The sequence below is a fragment of the Mesorhizobium sp. M0208 genome, from assembly GCF_040322015.1.
GTDB lineage: Bacteria > Pseudomonadota > Alphaproteobacteria > Rhizobiales > Rhizobiaceae > Mesorhizobium.
Genome location: NZ_JAMYSP010000007.1, coordinates 156,686 through 181,552 on the forward strand (window position 1 = coordinate 156,686; position 24,867 = coordinate 181,552).

Below are 24,867 nucleotides of genomic sequence, written 5' to 3' on the forward strand. Positions count from 1 at the left end.
CTCCTCCGTCCTGCAATTGCGGTGCTGTAGCTTTTTGCAGCCGGCAGCGCCATGCTTGGCGACGGCGGATTCTTACACTGGGCGCGATTTCCCACAGGGGCGTGGGACGCGATCTGCCCAGCGAAACGTTATCCGCAGAACAGGAATGGGTTTGGCATCGTTATGGCGTTATCTTCTTGGGGGCCTCGGCCTGGCTGCCTTGCTCGCCGGCGTGCTGGCAATCGTCTATCTGACGGCGCCGCATGCGCCGCAACCAAGCTCGGATGTCGGCCGTTCCAAGACGACGGCGAACAAGCTGTTCGCGGCGACTTTCGAGCCCGAGAAAGGCGTCATCCGGCAGGGCGAACTGGAATCCTGGCTGCTGACGCTCAAAACCGTCGAGGGTGCGCCGGTGGAAGGTGCTGCGATAACGATTTCCGGCGGCATGCCGCAGCACAAGCACGGTCTGCCGACCAGCCCGCAGGCGACCGATTACCTCGGCGCGGGGCGCTATCGCATCGACGGCGTGAAATTCACGATGAGCGGGTGGTGGCAATTGCATTTTGCCATTTCCGCTGCGGCCGGTTCGGACACTGTCGTCTTCAATGTGGTGCTGTGAGCCACTGATGAGCCGGTTTCCCAGTCTTCTCGCGTTGGCGGTGGTGGCCGTACTTGCCGGCTGCGGCAGACCGGAGTTTTCCGATGCCGAAAAGCAGACCATCGCCTCGCTGGCGCTATCCAAGCTGCCGCCGCTGAAGCCCGATACCACCAATCGCTTCGCCGATGTGCCGGCCGCCGCGGCACTCGGCTCGACGCTGTTTTTCGACACCGGGATGAGCGGCGACGGCACGGTATCGTGCTCGACCTGCCACAAGATCGACCGGCAGTTCCAGGACGACCTGCCGCAAGCGGTCGGCGTCGGCCGCACCAACCGTCGTACCATGCCGCTGGCCGGCGTCGTGCATGATCCCTGGTTCTTCTGGGACGGGCGGCGCGACAGCCTGTGGGCGCAAGCGCTGACACCGCTCGAAAATCCGCTGGAGCAGGCCGGCAGCCGCGCCGCCTTCGCGCATTACATCAAGGCCCGCTTCGGCGAGCGCTACGAGCGCATCTTCGGGCCGCTGCCGGACCTTTCGGGCGTGCCGGCCAATGCCGGCCCGCTCGGCACCGATGCCGAGAAGGCGGCCTGGAACGCCATGCCCGCCAGCCAAGCCGAGGAGGTCAACCGCGTCTTTGCCAACATCGGCAAGGCGATCGCCGCCTTCGAGAGCTCGATCGCGCCGCCGCAGACACGCTTCGACCGCTTTGCCATCGACCTGGCTGCGGGCGCCGAGCCGAAAGGCGACGCCGCCTTTTCGCCGGAGGAAATCCTCGGCCTAAAGCTGTTCATCGGCAAGGCCAATTGCGTGACCTGCCACAATGGCCCGCGTTTTACCGACGGCAGCTTCCACAACACCGGCGTGCCGCCGGTCGCGGGCCTGCCGCCGGATCGCGGGCGCGTCGACGCGGTGGCGCAGGTCGAGGCCGATCCGTTCAACTGTTTCGGCGCCTTTCGCGACGGCGATGCCAGCGCCTGCCGCGAACTGCGCTTCATGGTCAAGACCGGGCCGGAACTCGTCCGCGCCTACAAGACGCCGTCGCTGCGCGGTGCCGCCACCCGTCCGCCCTACATGCATGCCGGGCAGTTTTCCTCGCTGGACGAGGTGGTGGCGCATTATTCGAAGGCGCCGGCAAGTGTCGAGGGTGTGTCAGAGGTCCACCCGCTGCAGCTTTCGGACCGCGAGCGCGCGGCGCTGGTGGCGTTTTTGAAGACACTGGCGGAGTGAGGGTGGCTCAGCCCGCTCTGTAGCGATCGGCTTTCTAAGTCCTTCACTCCGCCAACATTACCGCAACAGCGCTCTCCTACCGATCCTTCACTGTCTCCATCGCGACAAACGTCGAGGTCTGGGCAACGTGCGGCAGGGCGGAGATGCGCTCGCCGAGCACGCGGCGGTAGGCGGCGATGTCGGTGGTGCGGACCTTCAGCAGATAGTCGAAGCTCGACGCCATCATGTGGCACTGCTCGATCTCCGGCACCGCCTGCACGGCGCGGTTGAAGGCGTCGAGCGCGGCCGAGCGGGTGTCGGAAAGTTTCACCTGCACGAAGGCGACATGACCTTCGCCCATGCGCTCGCGATCGATGATCGCCTGGTAGCCCCTGATAAAGCCATCCTTTTCCAGCCGCTTGACCCGCGCCTGCACCGGCGTCTTCGACAGGCCGACTTTTGCCGCGAGTTCCGACATGGAAAGCCGGCCGTTGCTGCCCAGCGCCGACAGGATGTTCCTGTCAATGCGGTCCAATTGGTCTTCTGTCATTGAAATTCTGGTCAAAATGGCGGGCATCAGCCGCCATGATAGATCAATCGACCTGCGCTGTCGATTTCTTTGGACCGACTGCGATCGGGCTTTGTGCTAGCTTTGCGCCATTCGGTCCGGCGACCGCCGGCCCGCTCCCTGATGCTTGCTCTACAGGACCGTCATGCCAGCGCTCGATGCCATCCGCCAGCAGATCCGTGCCAATTACCTGCCTGACGAAGACGAGGCTGTGAAGCGGCTGGCCGAGGCGACGGGGCTTTCGGGGAAAGACCGAAAGGCGATCTCGGCCCGCGCCGCCGATCTGGTGCGGGCAGTGCGCGGCTCGTCCGATCCGCGGCTGATGGAAGTCTTCCTGTCCGCCTACGGCCTCTCGACCAAGGAGGGCGTGGCGCTGATGTGCCTGGCCGAGGCGCTGCTGCGGGTGCCCGACACCGAGACGATGGACGATCTCATCGCCGACAAGATCGCGCCGCACGACTGGTCGGCGCATGCGGGCGGCTCGAGCTCGATCTTCATCAACGCGTCTACCTGGGCGCTGATGCTGACCGGCCGCGTGCTCGACGAAGGCGAGGGCGGCATCGAAGGCACGCTGCGCGCCATGGTGCGCCGGTTGGGCGAGCCGGTCATCCGCAAGGCGGTGGCGGCGGCGATGCGCGAGATGGGCGAGCAGTTCGTGCTCGGCCGCACCATTGCCGAGGCGGTCAGGCGCGGCCGGCCGATGACGCAGAAGGGCTATCTCTATTCGTTCGACATGCTGGGCGAGGCGGCCCGCACCGAGGCCGATGCCTTGCGCTATCTCAAGGCCTATGCCGACGCCATCTCGTCGCTCGATGCCGGCGCCAACGGCCCCGACATCCGCCAGAACCACGGCATCTCGGTCAAACTGTCGGCGCTGCATCCGCGCTATGAAGTCACGCAGAAGGAAAAGATGCTGCCCGTCATGGCCGAGCGGCTGTTCTCGCTGGCGCTGGCGGCGCGCCACTCGCGCATGGGCCTCAACATCGACGCCGAGGAAGCCGACCGCCTCGATTTGTCGCTGGACGTCATCGAGCGGGTGCTGGCCGAGCCGGAGCTTGCCGGCTGGAACGGTTTTGGCGTCGTCGTGCAGGCCTATGGCCCACGCGCCGCGTTCGTTATCGACTGGCTCTACGAACTGGCGAGGAAATATGACCGCAGCATCATGGTGCGGCTGGTCAAGGGCGCCTATTGGGACACCGAAATAAAGCGGGCGCAGACGCTCGGGCTCGACGGCTATCCGGTCTTTACCCGCAAGGCTAACACCGACGTCTCCTACCTGGCTTGCGCGAAGAAGCTGTTGGCGATGACCGATCGCATCTATCCGCAATTCGCCACCCACAACGCCCACACCGTCGCCGCCATCCTGTCGATGACGACGGACCGCGATACATTCGAATTCCAGCGGCTGCACGGCATGGGCGAAGCTCTGCACGAGACGGTGCGCAAAGCCGAAGGCACGCGCTGCCGCATCTATGCGCCGGTCGGCGCCCATTCCGACCTGCTTGCCTATCTGGTCCGCCGGCTGCTGGAGAACGGCGCCAATTCCTCCTTTGTCCACCAGCTCACCGACGAGGAGGTCGAGCCCGAGGACATTGCCCGCGACCCACTCGAGACGGTGGAGAAACAAGGCCCCGCCGCCAATCCGGCGATCGTGCCGCCGTCGGCGATCTTCGGTCCCGGCCGGCGCAACTCCAAGGGTTTCGATATCACCGACACGCTGACGCTGGCTGCGATCGACAAGGCGAGGGCCGAGTTCGCCGGGCCGGAGCGCTGGCACGCCAAGCCGGTCAGCCGCGCTGCCGGCTACGGCAAGCAGCGTCCGGTCGTCAATCCGGCAAAACCTTCGGAAGTGGTCGGCACGGTCAGCGAGGCCGGCGCCAAGCAGGTCGAGACCGCCGTGCGCATCGCCGTCGAGGCACAACCGGCGTGGGCAAGACGCCCGGTTGCCGAGCGCGCCGCCATCCTCAACCGGGCGGCCGATCTCTACGAAGCGAACGCCGTCGAGTTCTTTGCACTCGCCGCCCGCGAGGCCGGCAAGTCGCTCGCCGACGGCGTTGCCGAGGTGCGCGAGGCGGTCGATTTCCTGCGCTATTATGCGGCCGAGGCCGGAAATGCCGAGGCGGGAACCGAGGCGCGCGGCGCCATCGCCTGCATCTCGCCGTGGAATTTTCCGCTCGCCATCTTCACCGGACAGATTGCGGCAGCACTCGTCACCGGTAATTCCGTTATCGCCAAGCCTGCCGAACAGACGCCGCTGATCGCTTTTCGCGCCGTCCAGCTGCTGCGCGAGGCCGGCGTGCCGGAAGGCGTCATCCAGCTTCTGCCCGGCGACGGCCCCTCGGTCGGCGGCCCGCTGACCGCTGACCCGCGCATTGCCGGCGTCTGCTTCACCGGCTCGACGGAGGTCGCCAAGCTGATCGAAAAGCAACTCGCCGAGACCGCTGCGCCCGATGCCATGCTGATCGCCGAGACCGGCGGCCTGAACGCCATGATCGTCGATTCCACTGCGCTGCCCGAACAGGCGGTGCGCGACATCCTGGCCTCCGCCTTCCAGAGTGCCGGCCAGCGCTGCTCGGCATTGCGCATTCTCTACGTGCAGAAGGACGTCGAGAAGAAGATGCTGGAGATGCTGAAAGGCGCGATGGAAGCGCTCAGCCTCGGCGACCCCTGGCGGGTATCGACCGATGTCGGCCCGGTCATCGACGACGAGGCGCAAGCGTCGATCCGCGACTACTGCACCAAAATGGGCCTGCAGGGCCGGCTGATCGCCAAACTCGAAGCACCGAAGGATGGCCGCTTCGTTGCGCCGCACGTCTTTCGGGTCAAGGGCATCGAGGAGCTGGAGCGCGAGGTGTTCGGGCCGGTGCTGCATGTCGCCACCTTCGATGCCGACGAGATCGATGCGGTGATCGCGGCGATCAACCGCAAGGGCTATGGCCTGACCTTCGGCCTGCACACCCGCATCGAAGGCCGCGCCCAGCATTTCGTCGACGGCATCAATGCCGGCAACATCTACGTCAACCGCAACCAGATCGGCGCCGTCGTCGGCGCGCAGCCGTTTGGCGGCGAGGGGCTTTCCGGCACCGGGCCGAAGGCTGGCGGCCCGCATTATCTCCGGCGCTTCCGCAAGGGGCCGGAGGCCGGCACCCATCTTGCCGAAGGCCGCAAGGTGACGGCGACCGAGCTCGCCGACAATCTGCCGGACCCGGCGTTTGGCGGCTGGTCGACGCGTCCGGATCGCGTTGCCATCCTGAGGAAACATCTACGCGGTAAGGGTGCCGCGGCCATCGGCGCTGCCGCCGCCATCGATTTCGGCCAGGTCGACCTGCCCGGGCCGACCGGCGAGGCCAACACGCTGTCGCTGTCGCCGCGCGGGCGCGTGCTGTGCCTCGGTCCCGACGCGGATACGCTGCTTGCTCAGACGATCCAGGCGCTGGCCGCCGGCAACGCGGTGCTCGCCGTCGCGCCCGGCGCGCCGGCGGCGCTATCAGCGCTGACCGGCAAGGGCCTGCCGCTGGCGGCGATCGACGGCCGGCCGGACCCGGTCGAAGCGCGCTCGCTGCGGGTCGATGTCGTGGCCTTTTCCGGCACGCCCGAGGCCGCGCGCATCGTGCGCAAGGTCATCGCCGAGCGCGCCGGCCCGATCGTGCCGCTGGTCAGCGAAGTCTATTATCCGGCCGCCTATGCGCACGAGCGCGCCGTCTGCGTCGACACCACGGCAGCGGGCGGCAATGCCAGCCTGCTGGCCGCTGCGTAGGGTTTCGCCAGGGTTCGCGTATCGCGGGCCGTGTAAATCGCTTCAGGTTTCCCCTCACCCTTACTCTCTCCCCTGAAGAACGGGGAGAGGGGTCGCCCAGCGTTGCGTCCACGCCCCTTCTTCCCGTTCTTTACGGGAGAAGGTCCCGGCAGCGGGTTGAGGGGCGGCGCCGGCTTTGGTGGCTGAGAGCGATAGTTACCTGATACCGAGCGGCACCTCGAACTGCCAAGCCGAGCGACCGGCTCCTTCCGGAATGGGAGGAAACGGAGAAGCCCGGCGGACTGCGTCGAGTGCGGCTTTGTCCAGCGCGGCAACACCCGAACTGCCCGTCAGCCTGGCCGACCGGACGCTGCCATTCGATGCGACGGTAAAGGCGACGGTAGCCGTGCCGGTGGCGCGCGTGCGTGTCGAATTGAACGCCCGCACCAGCTTAGACCTGATCTTGCCGGGATAGTTGGTGACGGTCGCATTGCCGACGCCTGATTTGCCGCCCCTGCTGGCGGTCAGGATCTTGCCGTCCTTCTTGCCGTCGGCCGCGCCGCGCGCGACATCCGTTTCGTCGCGGCCGCCGGAACCGGTCTTTCCCTTCTTGGTGTCGGCCTTGGCAAGTGCCTTGCTCGCCTTGTCGCGCGTGATCGGCTTTTCAGGCTCATCTGGTTCGGCTTTCCCGGCCGGCTTTTTCTGCGCGGTTGCCTTCTTCTTCGGCTCGGCCTGCCTGGGCTTCGGCCTGTCCGGCTTCGGTTCTTCCGCCGCGCCGACAGTCTCGGTCGTCTGAACTGTTTCGGCTGGCGCCGGGTCGGCTGGTGCCGGCGCGTTTGTCTCGGCCGGCTCGGCCGTTTCGGCTGCGCTGACTGGCGGCGGCACGGCATTGTCGTCGGCAGGCACCAGCCTGTGGGTCGTAAGAATGTCGGGCGATGGGTCCTGGCGGGCAGGGTGGACGGGTTGGGCAGGTGCGGGATCGGTGCGATCGGCAGGCGCAGCAGCTTCCGTGGCGGCCTCGCTGACCGGCTCGACCACTTCTGTTCCGGAAGCTTCGGCCGCGTCAGTGACCGGCTGGAGCGTCTCCTCCGCCGCGGTCGCCTGTGCCTCGACCGTTTCGACGGGCTTGGCGTCGAGCATGGTCACCATCGTTACGTTGGCCACTTCCGGGTCGTCTGCGGCATCGCCGGCTGCCTGCTGCGGGTCGGCGCCGAGCAGCATTTCGCCTTGCTGGTCGGCACCTTCGATCCTTGGCCGGTCGTCCGGCAGCGTGAGAAAAGCCAGCGCCACGGCTGCGTGGAGTGCGCAAGAGCAGGCGATCGCCACTGTCCAGTTGCGGCGCCGCTGCTTCTGTCGTGCCTGCCGCATTGGCTCCACAGGCACCGTAGGCAAGTTGCCGTCGGCATCGACGATATAACTGTCTTCCGGTCTGTCGCGCAGCGAAACACGCAGCGCCTCGCGCGGGATGGCGAAATCCGGATCGTCCGGCTCCGGCGCCAGGAAACCGGCTAGCGGCCACGCCACGGCGTTTCGTGCGAAGGCGGGTTCCAGTCCCAAAATTCAGACCCCGAAGGCGATGCCGGTCCTGGTCTGCGTGTTCAGCCCGCGCATGCAGGCATTCGGCTCGGCGCCGGCGCATTCCGTGGCGCTGTTGATCAACACGCGGCTGAGCTTGCCGCAATCGGTGCCGGCAAGGTCGAAACGCGTCACCTTGGTCTTGCCTGCCGGCAGCTCCTTGAAATCGAGCACGGTCAGCCGATCGACGACACCGACTTCGTTAAACAGCGCGATCTCGAATGCCGCCTTGGACAGATCGGCACCGAGATTGTTGGTGACCACGAAGGTCAGGCGGCAGCCCTTGTCGGATGGTTGCGCGCCGTTCAGTTCTAGGTTCAGCGCCGGCGCTGGCTGCTGTGTCCATGCCGGAGCCGCCGCAAGCGATATTGCCAGCACCGCGGCGAACAGACGAAGGGATGCCGTCATGCCTGTCATTGTCGTCAGCCTCCAAACCTCATGGTCGCCGCCAGCTTCAGGGTGACGCCGGGCTCGTAGACGACGCTCGTCGTCGATGCGTTCAGCGGGTTGACGTATTTGACGTCGAACAGATTGTCGGCGCGAAAATCGACCTTGAAATTGTCGGTCGCCTGGTAGCTGGCGAAGGCATTGACCAGCGTATAGTCCTTGGCCACCGCGTTGCCCTGCGGCTTGCCGTTGTATTGCACCTCGCCGCCGATGGTCAGCCTGTCCTCGAGGAAGCGAAACCCGAGTTGCCCGGTGACCTGGGAGGAGGGGACCGTGACAAGGTCCGCCCGTTCGCCTTCATAGGAGATGGTGTGGCCGTCGGTGACCGACGCCGACAGCCCGGCAAAACCCCAGGCTGCGTCATAGACGCCCTCCATCTCGAAGCCGTGAATCCTGGCCTTGGCGAAATTCTGGTACTGGAAGCAGATCGGGATGTCCGGACCGAATGGGCAGCCGCTGGTCGGGTCGAACGGCGACAACGTCACGCCGTCGATGTAGTCATCGACGTTGTTGTTGAAATAGGCCGCCTTCAGCCGCAGCGCGTCATCAGCCTCGATGACGCCATTGGTGCTGTAATTGACGCCAAACTCCACCGTCTTGCCGATTTCAGGCTTCAAATTCGGATTGGGGAGAAACGGGAAGCTGACGCCTGACGGATGATTGCCGCTGATCAGCGTCTCCGACAGCGACGGAGAACGGTAGCCTTCCGCATAGGTGCCGTAGAATTGCAGCCCGGAAAGGCCGGCGGTTTCGAAGGGCGAAACGCCCACTGTGATGCGTGGCGACAGCCGGTTGCCAGAGGTTTCGCCGACATCGCTGTCGAGCTTGTAGCTGTCGTAACGCAGCCCGGCGATGACCTCGAGCCAGTGCCAGGTGAGCTTGTCCTGAACGTAAGCGCCGGAGACGTTTCTATCGCCCGAAGGCGTGTAGAAACTGTCGCCGCCCGCCGCGCCGCCTGTCTCGACATCGTCGCCGACCCAGTCGCCGCCATAGGACAGCTCATGCGCGATTCCAACGGTCTCGAATCTCGACGTGTTCCAGATGTCGATGCCGGAAGTTCCGATATCGAATGTCGACATCGAACCCGCTGGCAGGATGATCGGAAGACCGGTGACCGGATCAAACCGGTTTTGCGCGACAAGGGTCGTCAGATCGAGCTTGGTCTTGTTGTAAGACGCGTTGATGTGGAGATCGAGCCAGCTCTTGTCTTCGTCGGTGATGTTGTAGCGGGCCGTGAAGGTATTCGCCTTCAGGTCGGCGTCGTTCACCGGCGCACTGCCGCTGGTTTCGGTCCATCGGTCGTTCGAGCCGATCCAGCCGAGCTTCAGCTCGCTGTTGTCGCTGGGGCGGATGGTCGTCTTGAGCAGCCCGCTCAAGACATCGAAGCCGGTGCCCGCTACAGTGTCGCCGCCGCCATGCCTGTAGTCGTCATAATCGCGGTAGACGATGTTGCCGAGCACGTCCCAATTCTCGTTGATCCGATAGGCACCGCTGGCGCTGGTGGTCCAGCCTTCGCCGTTGGTTTCGTAGCGCCCGGTCGCTGCTGCTGCCCAGGTCTCGTCCGACCTGAGGAAATCCTGCGCATCCTTGGTGTCAAAAAAAACGACGCCGCCGATCGCCCCGGAGCCATAGGTGTTGGCGACCGGGCCGCGGATCACGTCAACGGATTTGATTAATTCGGGATCGATGTAGAAGGTCGATTGCGTGCCATGATCCGAGCGCTGGAAATTCTGACGGGCGCCGTCGACGATGACGGAGACGCGGCCGAAATCCTGCAGGCCGCGGATGTTGATGCTGGAGCTGACACGCCTTGCGTCGGCCTGGACGGCGACACCCGGCACACCGAACAGCATTTCGTTGGGCGTCGTCGCCATGCGGCGCTCGAGCTGTTCCTCGTCGACATGGCTGGCTGACGCAAGCGATTCGATCGCCGTCTCGCCGGTGCGGCTGAGGATCAGGATCTTGTCGAGCAGCGTGGTACCCGTCGGAGCCGGCTTTGCCTGTTCGGGCTGTTGTGACGGGTCAGTCCGTTGCTGGCCGGTTGCCGGTTGGGCGGCCTGCTGGGCGCCGGCCGGTGTGGCGAGCAGCGGGATCGCCGCCGCGCCGGCCAGCAACGCGGCCATTTTGCTTGCCATAGAACCCATTTTTCTTGCCGTCGACCAGTGTGCCAGGCCGCTGCCCGCCGGCCGTCCCCAATTCGCCAACCCCATGCTGCAACTCCAAGAATCCATGTTCGATGCTGGCTGGCTTGGGGCTCGCTGGCATTTTTCATCGCGTCCGGCGCCTTAAATGTTGACTAATTTACTCCGGTATTGCACTGCTAGATAACATGACCATTCAAGTCAAGAATTGAATCGGCATTCACGCAGGCGCCGAGCCAGATGCCCGGCACAGGAAAGGGATCGAACCAATGAACACGCACAATCCCAGCGACTTTCGCTATCGCGTCCGCCGTTCCGACGAAAATTCCATCCGTTTCGACCGGGTCCAATCGGCCGTGAGAACGCTGTCCAGCAACACGCTGTTCCAGGGTGAGCACGAGATCGGCATCGAGCATCATGGTGCGCTGTATCGGCTGAAGATCACCCGGCAGGGCAAGCTCATCCTCAACAAGTAGGTGGTAGAAATGGACCAGCGCGTAAAACCCGCCCCGCACGAGATCCGGCGGGCACGGGCAGACAATCCGAAGATGCGCGAGCGTGAGCTCGCCGCCCAGCTGAGGATTTCGGAGGCCGAACTGGTCGCCGCGCATTGCGGCGACGGGGTCGTGCGCGTCGAGCCGCGTGTCAACGACCTCTTGACTGGCCTCGAAGCTGTCGGTGAGGTGATGGCGCTGACCCGCAACGAAAGCGCGGTGCACGAGAAGATTGGCGTCTACGACAAGGTCGTCACCGGCAATCACAATGCCATGGTGCTCGGCGAAAACATCGACCTGCGCATCTTCCCGAAAGTCTGGGCGCACGGCTTTGCCGTGGAAAAGCGCGATGGCGCCGACATCCGCCGCAGCCTGCAGTTCTTCGACACCGCAGGCGAGGCGGTACACAAGGTGCATCTCAGGCCAGCCTCCAACCTCTACGCCTATCAGAAACTGGTGGCCGGGCTGGAATCGCCGAACCAGGAGCCGACGGTGGCGATTTCAGCGGGCACGGCTGACGAGACCGAGACTGCGGACAATTCGGCGAGCGTCGACGATCTGCGCAACCGCTGGAGCCAGTTGACCGACGTGCACCAGTTCTTCGGCATGCTGAAGACACTGAAGATCAACCGCCGACAGGCGGTGCGCATGGTCGGCCAGGACTACGCCTGGCTGGTGGACAAGGATGTAGTGAACGCCATGTTCAACCACGCCGCTGCCGGCGCCATTCCGATCATGTGCTTTGTCGGCAATCGCGGCTGCATCCAGATCCATTCCGGCCCCGTCGCCTCGATCAAGCCGATGGGACCATGGCTCAACGTGCTCGACGAGACCTTCCATCTGCACCTGCGGACCGACCACATCGATGAGGTCTGGGCCGTGCGCAAGCCGACCAAGGACGGCCATGTCACGTCGCTGGAAGTCTATGGCGCCGACGGCAAGATGATCATCCAGTTCTTCGGGAAGCGGCACGAAGGCGAAAGCGAGCGCGAAGACTGGCGCTTTCTGGCCGAAAACCTGCCGCGTATCCCAAGCCCGACCGCAGCCTGAGGAAAAACGACGATGGTTCTTGTCTCCAGGCTGGCATCGGTCTCCAGGCCGGCGCTTGGTCCTGCGGCCGCCGTTTTCTTGGCATTCGCCACGCTGATGACGGCTCAAGCCGCCGAGGGCATCGCGACTTTCGCCGGTCGCTCGAGGATCGTGGCTATTGGTGGCTCGATCACCGAGATCGTCTACGCGCTCGGCGAGCAGGATCGGCTGGTTGCCCGCGATTCGACCAGCCGTTACCCCGAGGCGGCGCTCAAGCTGCCTGATGTCGGCTACATGCGCCAGCTTTCGCCGGAGGGTGTGCTGTCGGTCAATCCGTCGGGCATATTGGCCCTGCACGGCAGCGGACCGAAGGAAGCCGTCGACGTCTTGAAGAAATCAAGCATACCGTTCATCGAGGTGCCCGAGCGCTATGATAATCAAGGCATTCTCGAAAAGATCCACATCGTCGGCAAGGCGCTCGGCACCGAGGCCAAGGCCGATGCGCTGGCGGCCCAGACAGACGCCAAGCTGAAGGCAGCTGAAAAGCAGACCGCCTCGATCAAGGAGCGCAAGCGCATCCTGTTCGTGCTGTCGATCCAGGGCGGCAGGCTGCTTGCCGCCGGCAGCGACACCGCCGCCGACGGCATCATCAAGCTGTCGGGCGGCATCAACGCCATCGATGGCTTTGCCGGCTACAAGCAATTGTCGGACGAGGCAGTCATCACCGCCAGGCCCGACGTGATCCTGATGATGAACAATGCCGGGCCGGCCACCGCGGATGACGAATTGTTTTCGAACCCTGCCGTGGCTTCGACGCCGGCGGGTGCCGCCCGCAAGCTGATCCGCATGGACGGCGGCTATCTGCTCGGCTTCGGCCCGCGCACGGCCGACGCCATCCATGATCTCGCCGTCTCGCTCTATGGCAGCCAGGTCGCGGATTGAGCGCGATGGCCGATCATTCGATCGCCGGTGCGACGGGCATCATGGCGACGGCAGGTGACCGTTCGCGGCGTGCCTGCCTCGTCATCGTGCTACTCTGCGTCGGGCTGGTTATCGCCGTGCTGTTGTCGCTGACCTCCGGCGCGTCCGATGCCTCGGCCATCGGTGTCATGCACAACTGGCTGTTCGGCGCGTTGCCCGGCGACGCGGCGTTGAGCGCCCGCGACCGCCTGATCATCCATGACATCCGTCTGCCGCGCATCATTCTGGGCGTGCTGATCGGTGCATCGCTTGCCGTCTCCGGTGCCGTCATGCAGGGGTTGTTCCGCAATCCGCTGGCCGACCCCGGCCTGATCGGCGTTTCGGCTGGATCGAGCCTCGGTGCGGTCGCCGTCATCGTGCTTGGTTCGACCATGCTGGCGCCGCTAACTTCGGCGCTCGGCACGCTGGCTCTGCCGCTGGCTGCGTTCTGCGGCGGGCTGGCGACGACATTGCTGCTCTATCGGGTCGCGACACGACAAGGCCGGACCTCGGTCGCCACCATGCTGCTCGCCGGCATCGCGCTGGCGGCGCTTGCCATGGCGCTGACCGGCATCCTGATCTTCATGGCCGACGACCGGCAATTGCGCGACCTGACCTTCTGGCAGCTCGGTTCGCTGGGCGGCGCAACCTGGCAGAAGATCGGCTCGGTCGGGCCGGTCATCGTGCTGGCGCTGGCGGCAATGCCGTTCCTGGCGCGCGGCCTCAACGCGCTGGCGCTTGGCGAGGCCACCGCCGGCCATCTCGGCATCCCGGTGCAGCGGCTGAAATACACCGCCATCATCGGCGTCTCGGCAGCGGTCGGCGCCTCCGTCGCGGTCAGCGGCGGCATCGGCTTCGTCGGTATCGTCGTACCGCATTTGCTGCGTTTGCTGATTGGCCCGGACAACCGCTATCTGCTGCCTGCATCGGCACTGCTTGGTGCGGCGCTGCTGCTTTTGGCCGACGCCGTCGCCCGCACCATCGTCGCCCCGGCCGAATTGCCGATCGGCATCGTCACCGCGGTCGCCGGCGCACCGTTCTTCCTGTGGATACTGCTGCGTAAGCGCGGCGTCATCGACCTGTGAGAGACTGTTTGGAAACTCTACTCTGGCGGCCATCTGATGGCGTTTTTCTGCGCTTCCGGTGCTCACGGACCCAAATGTCCGCTCCGCTCCGGTTCTCGAAACCACCACCATATGACTCGCCAGAGCGAATTTCGAAACAGTCTCTAAGAGGGTTTTTATGATCGAAGCGCGCGATGTCTCGGTGGCGATCGGCGGCAAGCGCATTGTCGCCAATGTCGATTTCGAGGCGCGGCCGGGCGAAATCGCGGCCATTGTCGGCCCCAACGGTTCGGGCAAGACGACCTTCCTCAGAGCAATGTCCGGCGATCTTGGCTATTCGGGAGAGGTCACCGTCAACGGCCGCAATCTATCGGCGATGAAGCCGGTCGAGGCGGCGACGGTCCGTGCAGTGCTGCCGCAGGCGACGACGCTGTCCTTCCCGTTCACCGTGCGCGAGATCGTCAGGCTAGGCCTGGTCGGCGGGCGCTCCGGCGCCTTGCCCGGCGAGGACCAGCGCCTGCCCGAACGGGCGCTGGCTCGCGTCGACCTCGAGGGTTTTGCCGGCCGCTTCTACCAGGAGCTATCCGGCGGCGAACAGCAGCGCGTGCAGCTTGCCCGCGTTCTGTGCCAGGTCTGGGCGCCGGTGCTCGACGGCAAGCCGCGCTATCTGTTCCTCGACGAGCCGGTGTCCAGCCTCGACATCAAGCACCAGCTAATCATCATGGACATCGCTCGCGATTTCGCCAGACGCGGCGGCGGCGTGGTCGCCATCCTGCACGACCTCAATTTGACGGCGATGTATGCCGACCGGATTTTGGTCATGCATCACGGCAGGCTTGCCGCTAAAGGTTCGCCGCAACAGGTGCTCAGCGACGAGCTGATCGAAAAGGTCTTCGATTGCCGGCTGAAGGTCGGCGTGTTGCCGGCGGCAAACATGCCGTTCGTACTGCCGCAATCGGCGGCTTAGGCAATCAGAGAACTCAAGCGGCCGGCGCCCTTTGCACCAGCATGTCGATGCCGAGCAGGTGCCGCACATTCGGGCGCGCCGCCACCAGATCGGCGATCGTGTAGCGCGACAGTACCGCGAAGAAGGCGTTGAGCGCTTCGCGCAATGCCGAATTCAAGGCGCAGCTGTCGACCAGCGGGCATTCGGCGGCATCGTTCTCGAAGCACTCGGCCATGGCAAAGCTTTCCTCAGTCACCCGCACGACATCGAACAGGCTGATTGATTCGGCCGCACGGCCGAGCCTGACGCCGCCATTCCTGCCGCGCACCGTTTCGATCAGCCCGTGCTCGACCAGCGGCTGCAGGATCTTGAACAGGAAAAGTTCCGATACCGAATAGGCGGCGGCGATCTCGGGGATGCGGCTCAACCGTTCGGTGTTGGCGGCGCAATACATCAGAATGCGCATGGCGTAGTTTGTCTGACGGGTAAGCCGCATCGTGTCCTCACATAGCAGTGGTTGGCGTCAATATGGCCTATAGTTTGGAACAATTCCAGACTGGCGCTGCATAATAGATGAATTTCGGCCTCAAGTTTGCGTGCACGATTGCGCGCGCTGAAACCAGCGGCGCGCTTTCCGGGGCAGGCGGCACTAGATAAGTTCGCATACACGATCAGGAGCGGCCCATCATGTCTCGACCAGCCCCGGCATTTGCATCTGTCGCGTCCGCCCGGTTCGATGCCGATGCCAAGCTTTCGGCGCTCAGGCGCACCAAGTTCGTTGCCGCCGCAGCACTTGCGTTTTGCGTGCTGGTCTTTGCGGTGGCGAAATCGCTCGAGAGCCGGCATGCGTGGCTGGGCTTCGTCGCCGCTTTCGCCGAGGCGGCGACGATCGGCGGGCTGGCCGACTGGTATGCGGTGGTGGCGCTGTTTCGGCGGCCGCTTGGCCTGCCAATCCCGCATACGGCCATCATCCCGGAAAACCAGAACCGCATCGCCGACAATCTCGGCCGCTTCATCGAGGTCAATTTCCTGGCGCCGGAACCGGTGCGCGAAAAGCTCGCCGAGGTGGACTTTTCGGCGCTGGTCGCGGACTGGCTGGCCGACCCGAACCGCGCCGCCGATTTGTCGCGTTTCGTTGGCCGGCTGGTGCCGCAGACGCTGGCAGCGGTCGAGCAATCCGGGCTGCGCGGATTCGTCACCAGCCGCATGCTGGAGCAGATCGAGAAGGTACCGCTGGCGCCGCTTGCCGCCGAGCTGCTGTCGGCGCTGACCGACGATCGCCGCCACCAGAAATTATTCGACGAGTTCACCAAGGTGGTCGGCCGCTTCCTGAGCGACGAGCAGGCGCTGGCGACGATGCGCGAGAAGATCCGCGAGGAACTGCCGTCGCTGTTCAACCTGTTTCGCGCCGACGCCTATCTGTTGAAGAAGATCGTTGCGTCGGCCGGCTCGCTGCTCGATGAGGTGCGGGCCGATCCGCACCACCCGATGCGAGCCGAATTCGACCTTTTCGTCGAAACCTTCGTCGAGCGGTTGAGGACATCCAAACAATATGCCAGGCGCGCCGAAAAGCTGAAGCGCGATTTCCTTGCCCGGCCGGAGCTCAGCGCGTTGGCCGGCGATATGTGGGACAGCCTGCGGCTGTTCATCGAACAGGACGCCAAGGCGCCGAATTCGATGATCCGCGACCATCTCGCCACCATGTTCGTCGAGGTCGGCCGCCATCTTGCCGACGACGCGCAGATCAGGGCCGACATGAACCAGGGCTTCATCGTGGCGCTGGCCTCCTTCGTCGAAAGCCAGAAAAGCGGCGTGTCGAAGTTCATCGCCGACCAGGTCAAGCGCTGGGACCTCGCGCAACTGACAAGGCTTATAGAAATGAACATCGGCAAGGACCTGCAATATATCCGCTTCAACGGCATGATCATCGGTGGCCTCGCCGGGCTCGTGCTCTACATCGCCGAACGGCTGTTTCTCGTCGGCTGACTCGTCCGAATGGACCGCTGAGCTTCGCTGCACTATCTTCGGTGCAGTGGCGGCGTTCACGGCAACAGGGGGAGAGAACCAGCATGGCAAAACGACCGGAGTCTGAGTCCTTCATCGACATGTTCGGCAAGTTCGGCCGCGACCTGAAGCTGCCGAATGTCGACGTCGAGGCGATCCTCGCCCACCACGCCAGGAATCTGGAAGCGCTGGAGAAGTCGGCCCGGGCGAGTGCCGCCGGAGCGTCGGCGCTGTTGTCAAGGCAACGCGAGATGCTGCAGGACACACTGCGCGAAATCACCGACATGGCACAAAACTACCGAGCGCCCGGCACTCCGCAGGAAATGATGCAGAAGCAGGCGGCGTTCGCCAGGAAATCCTTCGAGACCGTGCTGAAGAATGCCGGCGAGATGGCCGAACTGGCGAGGGCGTCCGGCACCGAATCGATCGAAATCCTGCGCAGCCGCATCAAGGAGGCGATGGAGGAGATCCGCGCCGGCCATCATAAGGGGTAAGCTGTTCCCCGGCAGCACGCTTGCCGGCAGCGAAGACCGGCGGTTCGCGGCCGAAGATTACGGGCTGGAATCGCACTGGCGAATTGACACGGGGGGCCGGTCGTGGTCCGGAACAGGCAAGCGATCGGGAAAGCAGGAATGACGCAGATACGGCCGAGGACGCCGCCGACCTTCGAGCAACTCAGGGCGATGGCCGGGCAGGAGTTGGGCGTTTCGGACTGGACGTTGGTCGATCAGCACCGCATCGACCAGTTTGCCCAATGCACTGGCGATCATCAATGGATCCATGTCGATCCCGAACGGGCGAAGCGGCAAAGCCCGTTCCGAACGACGATCGCGCATGGCTATCTGACCCTGTCGATCATCGGCGCGCTGGCGCTCGAGATGGGCATCGTGCCCGAAAACACGCAGGCCGCGTTCAATTACGGTTTCGACAAAGTGCGTTTCGTGGCGCCGGTCAGGGTCGGCTCGCGAATCAGGCTGCGCACCACGCTGTTGTCGATGGAAGACAAAGGTCCGGGGCAGTATTTGATGAAGGCCGCCAATACAGTCGAGATCGAAGGCGAGCAAAAGCCGGCGCTGACCGCCGAGACGCTCGTCATGCTTTATGCACGCCGCAAGCGGGCAGGGGCCTGAGGGCACAGCCTCAGGCCAGCAGGCTTCCGGCAGCGCAATCAACGCGACATCGCCTCTTCAAGCGCCCTGAAAATCCGGTCGTCGCCCGATTGGGCGACGTTGAAGCGCATGTAACGGCTGGCCGAAAGGGACAGGCTGAACGCATTGCCGGGCGCAAGCACGACGTTGGCCGACAAAGCGTGACGGGCGACGTCCGCGGCATCTATTTCCTCCGGCAGCCTGCACCATAAAAACATGCCGGCCGGCTGATCTATCCACGGCACGATGCCGATTGCTCTGAGCCGAGTGCCGGTTTCTTCCATGGCGCGCGAGAGCCGCGCGCGCAGCAGATCGACGTGCTTGCGATAGAGGCCGTCCTTCAGCAGCGTCAGCACCAGTTCGGATGCAAGTCGCCCGCTGCCAAAGGATGTGGCAATCTTGAGATCGGTCAAACCTTCCATCCAGTCGCGAGGAGCGGCGATGAAGCCGCAGCGCACCGATGCCGACAGCGTCTTGGAAAAGCTTCCGATATGGATGACCCGGCTGAGGCCGTCGAAGGCCGCCAGCCTGGGGGCGGGCGTGTGTTCGAAATCGGCGAAGATATCGTCCTCGATGATCGTCAGCCCCGACTGATCGGCGAGCTTCAGCACCCGATGGGCAACGACCGGGGACAATATCGCGCCGGTCGGATTATGGAGCGCCGAATTGGTGATGTAGAGGCGCGGCCGGTGCTCGTTCAGCGCCTGCGCGAACAGTTCGATGTCCGGCCCCGAGCGCGTGTAGGGGACGCTGATCACCTTGGCCTGATGGGCGCGCAACAGGGCATGGAAGTTGAAATAGCAGGGATCGTCAACCAACACCGTGTCACCCGGTTCGAGCAGGAACCGGCACAGCAGGTCGATCGCCTGAGTGCCCGATGCCGTCAGCATGATCTGTTCCGGGGACGCTTCGATGCCGTGCTCGGCCATGCGCCGCGCCAGCAGGTGTCGCAACGCCGGCAACCCGAGCGGCGTGCCGTAATCGGTCAGCGCTGCGTCGTCGGCGCGGGCCATCGTCCGCAGCGCGCGACGCAATCCGGCCTCGGGCATCCATGACGCCGGCAACCAGCCGCAACCCGGTTTCAGGACGCCGTCGCCGGCTTCCAGCGATTGGCGCGAGACCCAGAGCGGGTCGACAGCACGGTCAAGCCTGGGGCCGATCTCGGCCAGCGACAGCGGAGCCAGCGGTCCGGCGGCATAGAAGCCCGAGCCTGGCCGCGAGCGGATCATGCCTTCCGCCGCAAGACGTTCATAGGCTTCGACCACGGTGGATTTGGAAACCTGCATGGCCTTGGCGAAAGCCCGGATCGAAGGCAGCCGCATTCCCGGTGTCAGGCCGCGCGAGGCGATCCTGTGCCTGATCGTCGCCATGACGCTTTCGACAAGCGTCCGGCTGCCTTCATCTGTTGTCGTCTGCTCGTCCATCCGTACTGCTCGCCCCACCATGACAGTTTTGTCAAACTGTACCTGATTGTCTCTGGCGGAGCCATACGCACGGCCCGATAGAGGGCGAAATCAGCGGGGCATCTATGGACAAGGCGGCGAGTAGCTGGGCGGCGAGCAGTTGGGCGGCAAGTGGCTGGGTCAACGGGTTCATCGGCGTGCTGATCTTCAGCGGTTCGCTGCCGGCGACGCGCGTGGCGGTGATGGATTTCGATCCGGTGTTCGTAACGGTCGCCCGTGCGGCTTCGGCGGGCATCCTCGGCCTGGGGCTGCTGCTTCTCTTTCGCCAGAAGCGCCCGGAGCGGCGAGATCTGTTCCCGCTGGCGATCGTGGCGCTTGGCGTCGTGGTCGGCTTTCCCCTGCTGACGGCGCTGGCGCTCAAGCACATCACGTCGGCTCACTCCATCATTTTCGTCGGCCTGTTGCCGTTGGCGACCGCGATCTTCGGCGTGGTTCGAGGCGGCGATCGCCCGAAGCCGGCGTTCTGGCTGTTCTCCTGCCTCGGCAGCGCCCTTGTTGCCGGTTTTGCAGTCACGCAAGGCCTGTCGGTCTCGCCGCTCGGCGACATCCTGATGCTGGCCGCCATCATCGTGTGCGGATTGGGCTATGCGGAGGGAGCGGCGCTGTCGCGCAAACTCGGCGGTTGGCAGGTGATTTCGTGGGCGCTGGTGCTGTCGCTGCCGGTCATGCTGGCGCTGACGTTCATCACCATGCCGCCGTCGCTCGAAAGTGCCGGCAGGGGCGCATGGATAGGCTTGGCCTATGTTTCGCTGTTCAGCATGCTGATCGGTTTCGTGTTCTGGTATCGCGGCCTGGCGCAAGGCGGCATCGCCGCGGTCGGGCAGTTGCAACTGCTGCAGCCTTTCTTCGGCCTTGGGCTGGCGGCAGCGCTGCTGCATGAGCAGGTCAGTCCCGCCATGATCGCCGTCACCGCCGCCGTCGTGCTTTGCGTCGTCGGTGCCAAGAGATATGCAAAATAGGTGCGCCAGCACACTCTTGACTCGATACAATCGCGTCCAATTGATACCAAGAGCTGCCGACCTGGCGGAATGACGTCTCGAGGTGCCGAGTCGGCCAGAGTGGCACAAGGCGCGAGGTGGCCTCACGTCGGCGTGGCGGAAAAAGGGATGATTTTGGTGCCTGGGGTCCAGAAGATAGTTTTGTCCTCCGGCGGCGAGGTGGCCGTCCGGACGGCTGGTGACGCTTCCAAGCCCGCGCTCGTGCTGCTGCACGGCTTTCCTAGCTCTTCGCGGACGTTTCGCGACGTGATCGCGCCGCTCTCCGGCAGCGCCTATGTCGTGGCGCCTGACCTGCCGGGCTTCGGCGCGTCCGATCTGCCGCCCGAGCCATCGTTCGACATGCTGGCCGGCGCGATTGAAGAGCTGCTCTCGCGTCTCAACGTTGGCCGCAGGTTTCTTTATCTGCATGATTTCGGAACCCCGGTAGCGCTTCATCTCGCCATGCGCGCGCCGGAACTCGTCGAAGGCCTCGTTATCCAGAATGCCAATGCCCACCGCTCCGGTTTTGGTCCGCAATGGGCAGACACATTGGACTTCTGGGCTGCGCCGAATGCGGCGAATGAGCAGGCCGCCACCGCCCATCTGACCCTCGAGGGAACCCGCGACCAGTATGTCGCCGGCCTGCCCGGCGAGATCGCGGCGCAGATCGATCCAGGTGGTTGGATTGAAGACTGGCGGGTCATGTGCCTGCCGGGACGACTTGATCTGCAGAAGGCGCTCATTGCCGACTACGGCCGATATGTCGACCGGTTCGGGGAGGTGGCTGATTATCTGGCGAAGCATCAGCCCCGAGCGATGCTTCTTTGGGGTCGCCACGATGCCTTCTTCGACATTGCAGAGGTTCAATCCTGGCTTGTGGATCTTCCCCGGATGGAGGCTCACGTCTTCGACGCAGGACATTTCCTCCTGGAGACGCATGCGCTCAAGGCTGCTGAACTGATGCTGGAGTTCGTCGCCGGCGGCTCAGCTAAGCGCGCTGGCCGCGGCGACCAGAAATAGTCGAAAGGATCAGCGCCGCCACTACCAGGGCCGTCGCCACCTGGAAAGTGACCTGCATCCCTCGTGCGGCTGCCGCAGGTGCTAATATGGCCAAGCCAGTTCCTTCGCTTCCGGCAGCCGATGCGAAGGCAAACACCGCGCCCATCACCGACGCACCGGTGATCAGGCCGAGATTGCGCGACAGATTGAGAAGGCCGGAGACGACGCCGCGCTGGTCGGGTGCCACGCCGGTCATCACGGCTGAATTGTTGGAGGTCTGAAACAGGCTGTAGCCGGTGCAGACGATGATGATCGGCACGATATAGCCGGCAATACCGAATTCCGCCCGCGACAGAGCAAAAGTACCAATAGCGAGATCGAACAGGCCGACGATCGTGATCCGGTGCGCCCCGAAACGATCGACCAGGCGTCCGGCCGGCAGCGCCGCCAGTGCGGTAACCAGAGGGCCGGTCGACAGAACCAGCCCGACCATGGCTGCGTCCAGTCCGAGCGCACGCGACAGATAGAACGGCGCGACCACCAGCGTCGCCATCATGACGGTGGCGACGATCAGGTTCATGGCGAGGCTTGCGTTCAACGCCTGATCGCGGAACCTCGCAGGTTGAATCAAAGGGTTCTCGGTCCTTGTCTGCGCAATGACGAACAGCAGGCCAGCCACGGCGGCGGCAATCAGCAAACCGGCATTGAGGAAACCAAAACTGCCGCGCCCAAGCGTCATGGCGAGCGCATAGGCGGCCAGCGTCAGAGCAAGTAAGGCCGTGCCGATCCCGTCGAAACCGCGCCGATCTGGCGTCTTTTTTCCGGCCGGCAGGACGCGCCAGGCGAGCGCGAAGGCCAGCGCCCCCAACGGCAGATTGATGAGGAAGATCGCGCGCCAGCCGAGGCCGGCGATCAGCAATCCGCCAAGCGAGGGGCCAAGCGTGGTGCCGATCGCCGACATGGCGCCGAGCAGGCCCATGGCGCTGCCGGTTTTTCCCCGGGGGACCGTGTCCGCGACAAAGGCCAGCGTCAGAGCCATCATGACAGCCGCGCCGAGCCCCTGTGCCGCCCGTGCGGCGATCAGCAGCCAGAGCGTCGGGGCAAGCCCGCAGAGCACGGATGCGAAGGTGAACAGGGCAATGCCGCCGAGCAATAGCGGGCGGCGGCCGAATATATCGGCGAGCCGCCCGGCGCTGACGATCAAGGTGGTTATGGCGAGCAGATAGGCAAGGACGACCCATTGCACGAGCTGGAACGATGCGCCGAACGCTTGCATCAGCGATGGCAGCCCGACGCTGGCGATGCTGGTGGCGAGCGACGACAGCAGCGTTGAAAGCGACAGGCTTGCCAATGCCCATCGGGTCGAGCGTGCGCTCACCGGGGCAACTTTGTCCCAGGTCTTTTCAGCGGTCGATGCCAAGGTGAACTCCTTTGCCGTCAGCCCCAAATCGGAGCTGTCGGAGACTATTCCCTCGCATGATGTGGCGGAAGGCGCAGTATTTGCATCTTATTCATGCATAAAACGCCACATCACGCCGAGCTGTGCTATGGTCGTTCCATGTCGTCGCCAGATCTCAATCTGCTTGTCGCCCTCGATGTGCTGCTGACCGAGGGCAGTGTGGCGCGCGCGGCCGGGCGGCTGCGCCTCAGTCCCTCGGCGATGAGCCGGACGTTGGCGCGGTTGCGCCAGGCGACAGGCGACCCATTGCTGGTTCGGGCTGGCCGTGGCCTGGTTGCGACACCGCGCGCCCTCGAATTGCAGCAGCAAGTGGGCCGCGTCGTGCAGGATGCGGAAGCGCTGCTGCGTCCGGCCAGGCCCCTCGACCTCTCCGCTCTCGACAAGGTCTTCACGCTGCGCGCCAACGAAAGTTTTGTCGAGGAGTTCGCACCGCGTCTTGTGACCCGTGTCGAAGCGGATGCGCCCGGCGTGCGGCTGCGTTTTGCGCCGAAATCCGACAAGAGCGACATGTCGTTGCGCGACGCGGCGATTGATCTCGAAATCGGGGTTGCCAGTGAGACGAGCCCTGAAATGCGCATTCAGGCGCTGTTTCGCGACCGCTTCATCGGTGTGGTGCGAACGGGACATAAACTGAGCGAGGGCCCGGTGAGCCCGGAACGTTATGCGGCCGGTCGCCACATCAGCGTGTCGCGGCGTGGCCGCGAAAAGGGCCCGATCGACGAGGCCTTGAAACTGCTGGGTCTCCAGCGGACGGTTGCGTGCATGGTTTCCAGCTTCTCGGCCACGCTCGCCATGGCGCGCGCCTCCGATCTGATCGCCAGCGTCCCCGAACGGCACACGCTGGGCGCGCGCGCAGGCATGTACAGCTTCCCGTTGCCGGTCGATATCGAGGAGGTCACCATTTCGATGCTCTGGCATCCGCGGCTCGATGGCGATCCGGCGCAGCGCTGGCTGCGAGCCTGCGTGCGGGAGGTCTGCGCGTCGTTTCGTTGATCCAGAGTCGGGGCGTGATCTAGAATCTGGTCACCACGCCGATGCCGATGCCTTCGAAGCCGCCCATCGCCATCAAAGCGGCCGGCGCTTCCTCGAGGCTGATCTTCTTGCCGACCAGGAGTTCGGGTTTGAGCTTGCCGGTGCGGATCATCTCCATCATCGCCTGGTAGCGAAACGCCTGCATGCCGTGGCTGCCGCGGATTTCGAGCTCGAATGCGATCACCTTGTCCATCGGAATCTGCGGCCTGGCATGGTCGCCGAGCATCAGGCCGACCTGCACGTGGCGCCCGCGGCGGCGCAGGTTCGCGATCGAATTGAACGAAGTACTGGGGTGGCCGAGCGCGTCCATCGACATATGCGCGCCGCCATTGGTGATCTGCTTGACCGCCTTGACCACGTTGGGCGTCTTTGCCGCGTTGATCGTCGCCACCGCGCCGATCTTTTTGGCAAAGTCCAGCTTCTCGTCGGTGAGGTCGATGGCGACGACATTGGCGCCCATGGCGCTGGCGATCATGATCGCCGACAGGCCGACGCCGCCGCAGCCATGTACGGCCACCCATTCGCCGGGAGCCACGCGGCCCTGATCGACGATGGCGCGGAACGAGGTGACGAAGCGGCAGCCGAGGCTGGCGGCGGTGGCGAATTCCATCTCGTCGGGCAAGCGTACGAGATTGGTATCGGCATGGTCGATGGCGACATATTCGGCGAACGACCCCCAGGCGGTGAAGCCGGGCTGGAACTGGTGCTCGCAGACCTGGTGGTTGCCCGACGTGCATTCGAAGCAGCGGCCGCAGCCGACGGCAAACGGCACGGTGACGCGCTCGCCGCCCTTCCAGCGGGTCACCTGGTTGCCTGCGGAGACCACGACGCCGGCCAGTTCGTGGCCCGGCACATGCGGCAGCCGGATGCCGTCGTCGTGGCCCATCCAGCCATGCCAATCGCTGCGGCAGAGGCCAGTCGCCTCCACCTTGATGACGACGCCTTCCGGCGAAGGCGTCGGATCCGGCACGGTCTGAATCGTCGGCGCCTCGCCGAATTTTTCGAAGACGACGGCTTTCATGACAAGGCTTTCATAAGTTT

22 protein-coding genes are annotated in these 24,867 nt (G+C 64.5%); 14 read left to right on the plus strand and 8 right to left on the minus strand.

The annotated features are described in order from the left end of the window. Window positions 1–151 precede the first annotated feature (151 nt). Together NKJ17_RS10215 and NKJ17_RS10220 are read left to right on the plus strand one after the other, a co-directional pair. Complete coding sequence (locus NKJ17_RS10215; RefSeq protein ID WP_352451991.1) at window positions 152–598, plus strand: FixH family protein; 447 nt, start codon at window positions 152–154, stop codon at window positions 596–598. A 7-nt stretch (window positions 599–605) separates the two neighbouring features. Continuing rightward, window positions 606–1,805: a cytochrome-c peroxidase gene (locus NKJ17_RS10220; protein ID WP_352505789.1), complete on the plus strand. Its 1,200-nt coding sequence runs from the start codon at window positions 606–608 to the stop codon at window positions 1,803–1,805. Between the two features lie 76 nt (window positions 1,806–1,881). Here the strand turns inward: NKJ17_RS10220 and NKJ17_RS10225 are convergent, their stop codons facing one another. Further along, a complete protein-coding gene (locus tag NKJ17_RS10225; protein WP_023676441.1) occupies window positions 1,882–2,334 on the minus strand; it encodes an Lrp/AsnC family transcriptional regulator in 453 nt (150 codons plus the stop codon). 163 nt (window positions 2,335–2,497) lie between these two features. On the opposite strand from NKJ17_RS10225, the gene putA reads away from it, so the two are divergent. Continuing rightward, on the plus strand, window positions 2,498–6,109 hold the full coding sequence (gene putA, locus NKJ17_RS10230; protein WP_352505790.1) for a bifunctional proline dehydrogenase/L-glutamate gamma-semialdehyde dehydrogenase PutA: 3,612 nt from the start codon (window positions 2,498–2,500) through the stop codon (window positions 6,107–6,109). A 195-nt stretch (window positions 6,110–6,304) separates the two neighbouring features. On the opposite strand, the gene NKJ17_RS10235 is transcribed toward putA, so the two are convergent. The 3 genes from NKJ17_RS10235 to NKJ17_RS10245 are packed head-to-tail and all read right to left on the minus strand — an operon-like array spanning window position 6,305 to window position 10,233. After that, the gene (locus NKJ17_RS10235; RefSeq protein ID WP_352688199.1) at window positions 6,305–7,612 is read right to left on the minus strand and encodes an energy transducer TonB family protein; all 1,308 of its coding nucleotides are present in this window, start codon (window positions 7,610–7,612) and stop codon (window positions 6,305–6,307) included. Window positions 7,613–7,648: 36 nt separating this feature from the next. Further along, a complete protein-coding gene (locus NKJ17_RS10240) occupies window positions 7,649–8,080 on the minus strand; it encodes a hypothetical protein (RefSeq protein WP_352505792.1) in 432 nt (143 codons plus the stop codon). Window positions 8,081–8,085: 5 nt separating this feature from the next. Continuing rightward, window positions 8,086–10,233, minus strand: coding sequence for a TonB-dependent hemoglobin/transferrin/lactoferrin family receptor (locus NKJ17_RS10245; protein WP_352688201.1), 2,148 nt, complete (start codon window positions 10,231–10,233; stop codon window positions 8,086–8,088). A 287-nt stretch (window positions 10,234–10,520) separates the two neighbouring features. Here NKJ17_RS10245 and hemP point away from each other — a divergent pair, with 287 nt between their 5' ends. The 5 genes from hemP (at window position 10,521) to NKJ17_RS10270 (ending at window position 14,765) form a co-directional block, all read left to right on the plus strand. Further along, a complete protein-coding gene (gene hemP / locus NKJ17_RS10250) occupies window positions 10,521–10,727 on the plus strand; it encodes a hemin uptake protein HemP (RefSeq protein WP_352477658.1) in 207 nt (68 codons plus the stop codon). Between the two features lie 9 nt (window positions 10,728–10,736). Beyond that, window positions 10,737–11,795 carry a hemin-degrading factor gene (locus NKJ17_RS10255; protein WP_352688203.1) on the plus strand — a complete coding sequence of 353 codons (1,059 nt, stop codon included), beginning with the start codon at window positions 10,737–10,739 and terminating at the stop codon, window positions 11,793–11,795. A gap of 12 nt (window positions 11,796–11,807) precedes the next feature. After that, window positions 11,808–12,716: a heme/hemin ABC transporter substrate-binding protein gene (locus tag NKJ17_RS10260; RefSeq protein WP_352505794.1), complete on the plus strand. Its 909-nt coding sequence runs from the start codon at window positions 11,808–11,810 to the stop codon at window positions 12,714–12,716. Between the two features lie 5 nt (window positions 12,717–12,721). Further along, window positions 12,722–13,819: a FecCD family ABC transporter permease gene (locus tag NKJ17_RS10265; protein ID WP_352505795.1), complete on the plus strand. Its 1,098-nt coding sequence runs from the start codon at window positions 12,722–12,724 to the stop codon at window positions 13,817–13,819. Between the two features lie 157 nt (window positions 13,820–13,976). Then, window positions 13,977–14,765 (plus strand): heme ABC transporter ATP-binding protein, encoded by a 789-nt coding sequence (locus NKJ17_RS10270; RefSeq protein WP_352505796.1) that lies wholly within the window; start codon window positions 13,977–13,979, stop codon window positions 14,763–14,765. A 13-nt stretch (window positions 14,766–14,778) separates the two neighbouring features. Here the strand turns inward: NKJ17_RS10270 and rirA are convergent, their stop codons facing one another. Continuing rightward, the gene (gene rirA, locus NKJ17_RS10275) at window positions 14,779–15,240 is read right to left on the minus strand and encodes an iron-responsive transcriptional regulator RirA (protein WP_352477664.1); all 462 of its coding nucleotides are present in this window, start codon (window positions 15,238–15,240) and stop codon (window positions 14,779–14,781) included. Window positions 15,241–15,431: 191 nt separating this feature from the next. Here rirA and NKJ17_RS10280 point away from each other — a divergent pair, with 191 nt between their 5' ends. From NKJ17_RS10280 to NKJ17_RS10290, 3 genes are all read left to right on the plus strand, one after another. Further along, the gene (locus tag NKJ17_RS10280) at window positions 15,432–16,730 is read left to right on the plus strand and encodes a DUF445 domain-containing protein (RefSeq protein WP_352477666.1); all 1,299 of its coding nucleotides are present in this window, start codon (window positions 15,432–15,434) and stop codon (window positions 16,728–16,730) included. 83 nt (window positions 16,731–16,813) lie between these two features. After that, complete coding sequence (locus NKJ17_RS10285) at window positions 16,814–17,242, plus strand: phasin family protein (protein ID WP_352505797.1); 429 nt, start codon at window positions 16,814–16,816, stop codon at window positions 17,240–17,242. A 138-nt stretch (window positions 17,243–17,380) separates the two neighbouring features. Next, window positions 17,381–17,878 (plus strand): MaoC family dehydratase, encoded by a 498-nt coding sequence (locus NKJ17_RS10290; protein ID WP_352505798.1) that lies wholly within the window; start codon window positions 17,381–17,383, stop codon window positions 17,876–17,878. Between the two features lie 38 nt (window positions 17,879–17,916). Here the strand turns inward: NKJ17_RS10290 and NKJ17_RS10295 are convergent, their stop codons facing one another. Next, a complete protein-coding gene (locus tag NKJ17_RS10295) occupies window positions 17,917–19,320 on the minus strand; it encodes an aminotransferase-like domain-containing protein (RefSeq protein WP_352505799.1) in 1,404 nt (467 codons plus the stop codon). A gap of 104 nt (window positions 19,321–19,424) precedes the next feature. Here NKJ17_RS10295 and NKJ17_RS10300 point away from each other — a divergent pair, with 104 nt between their 5' ends. After that, window positions 19,425–20,318, plus strand: a complete 894-nt coding sequence (locus NKJ17_RS10300; protein WP_352505800.1) for a DMT family transporter — start codon at window positions 19,425–19,427, stop codon at window positions 20,316–20,318. Between the two features lie 147 nt (window positions 20,319–20,465). Next, on the plus strand, window positions 20,466–21,356 hold the full coding sequence (locus NKJ17_RS10305) for an alpha/beta fold hydrolase (RefSeq protein WP_352688207.1): 891 nt from the start codon (window positions 20,466–20,468) through the stop codon (window positions 21,354–21,356). Here NKJ17_RS10305 and NKJ17_RS10310 read toward each other — a convergent pair. After that, window positions 21,325–22,755: an MFS transporter gene (locus tag NKJ17_RS10310; protein WP_502896038.1), complete on the minus strand. Its 1,431-nt coding sequence runs from the start codon at window positions 22,753–22,755 to the stop codon at window positions 21,325–21,327. The genes NKJ17_RS10305 and NKJ17_RS10310 overlap by 32 nt on opposite strands. 138 nt (window positions 22,756–22,893) lie before the next feature. On the opposite strand from NKJ17_RS10310, the gene NKJ17_RS10315 reads away from it, so the two are divergent. Continuing rightward, on the plus strand, window positions 22,894–23,787 hold the full coding sequence (locus NKJ17_RS10315; protein WP_352505868.1) for a LysR family transcriptional regulator: 894 nt from the start codon (window positions 22,894–22,896) through the stop codon (window positions 23,785–23,787). A 19-nt stretch (window positions 23,788–23,806) separates the two neighbouring features. On the opposite strand, the gene NKJ17_RS10320 is transcribed toward NKJ17_RS10315, so the two are convergent. Further along, window positions 23,807–24,847, minus strand: coding sequence for a zinc-dependent alcohol dehydrogenase family protein (locus NKJ17_RS10320; RefSeq protein ID WP_352505802.1), 1,041 nt, complete (start codon window positions 24,845–24,847; stop codon window positions 23,807–23,809). Between the last annotated feature and the right edge of the window lie 20 nt (window positions 24,848–24,867).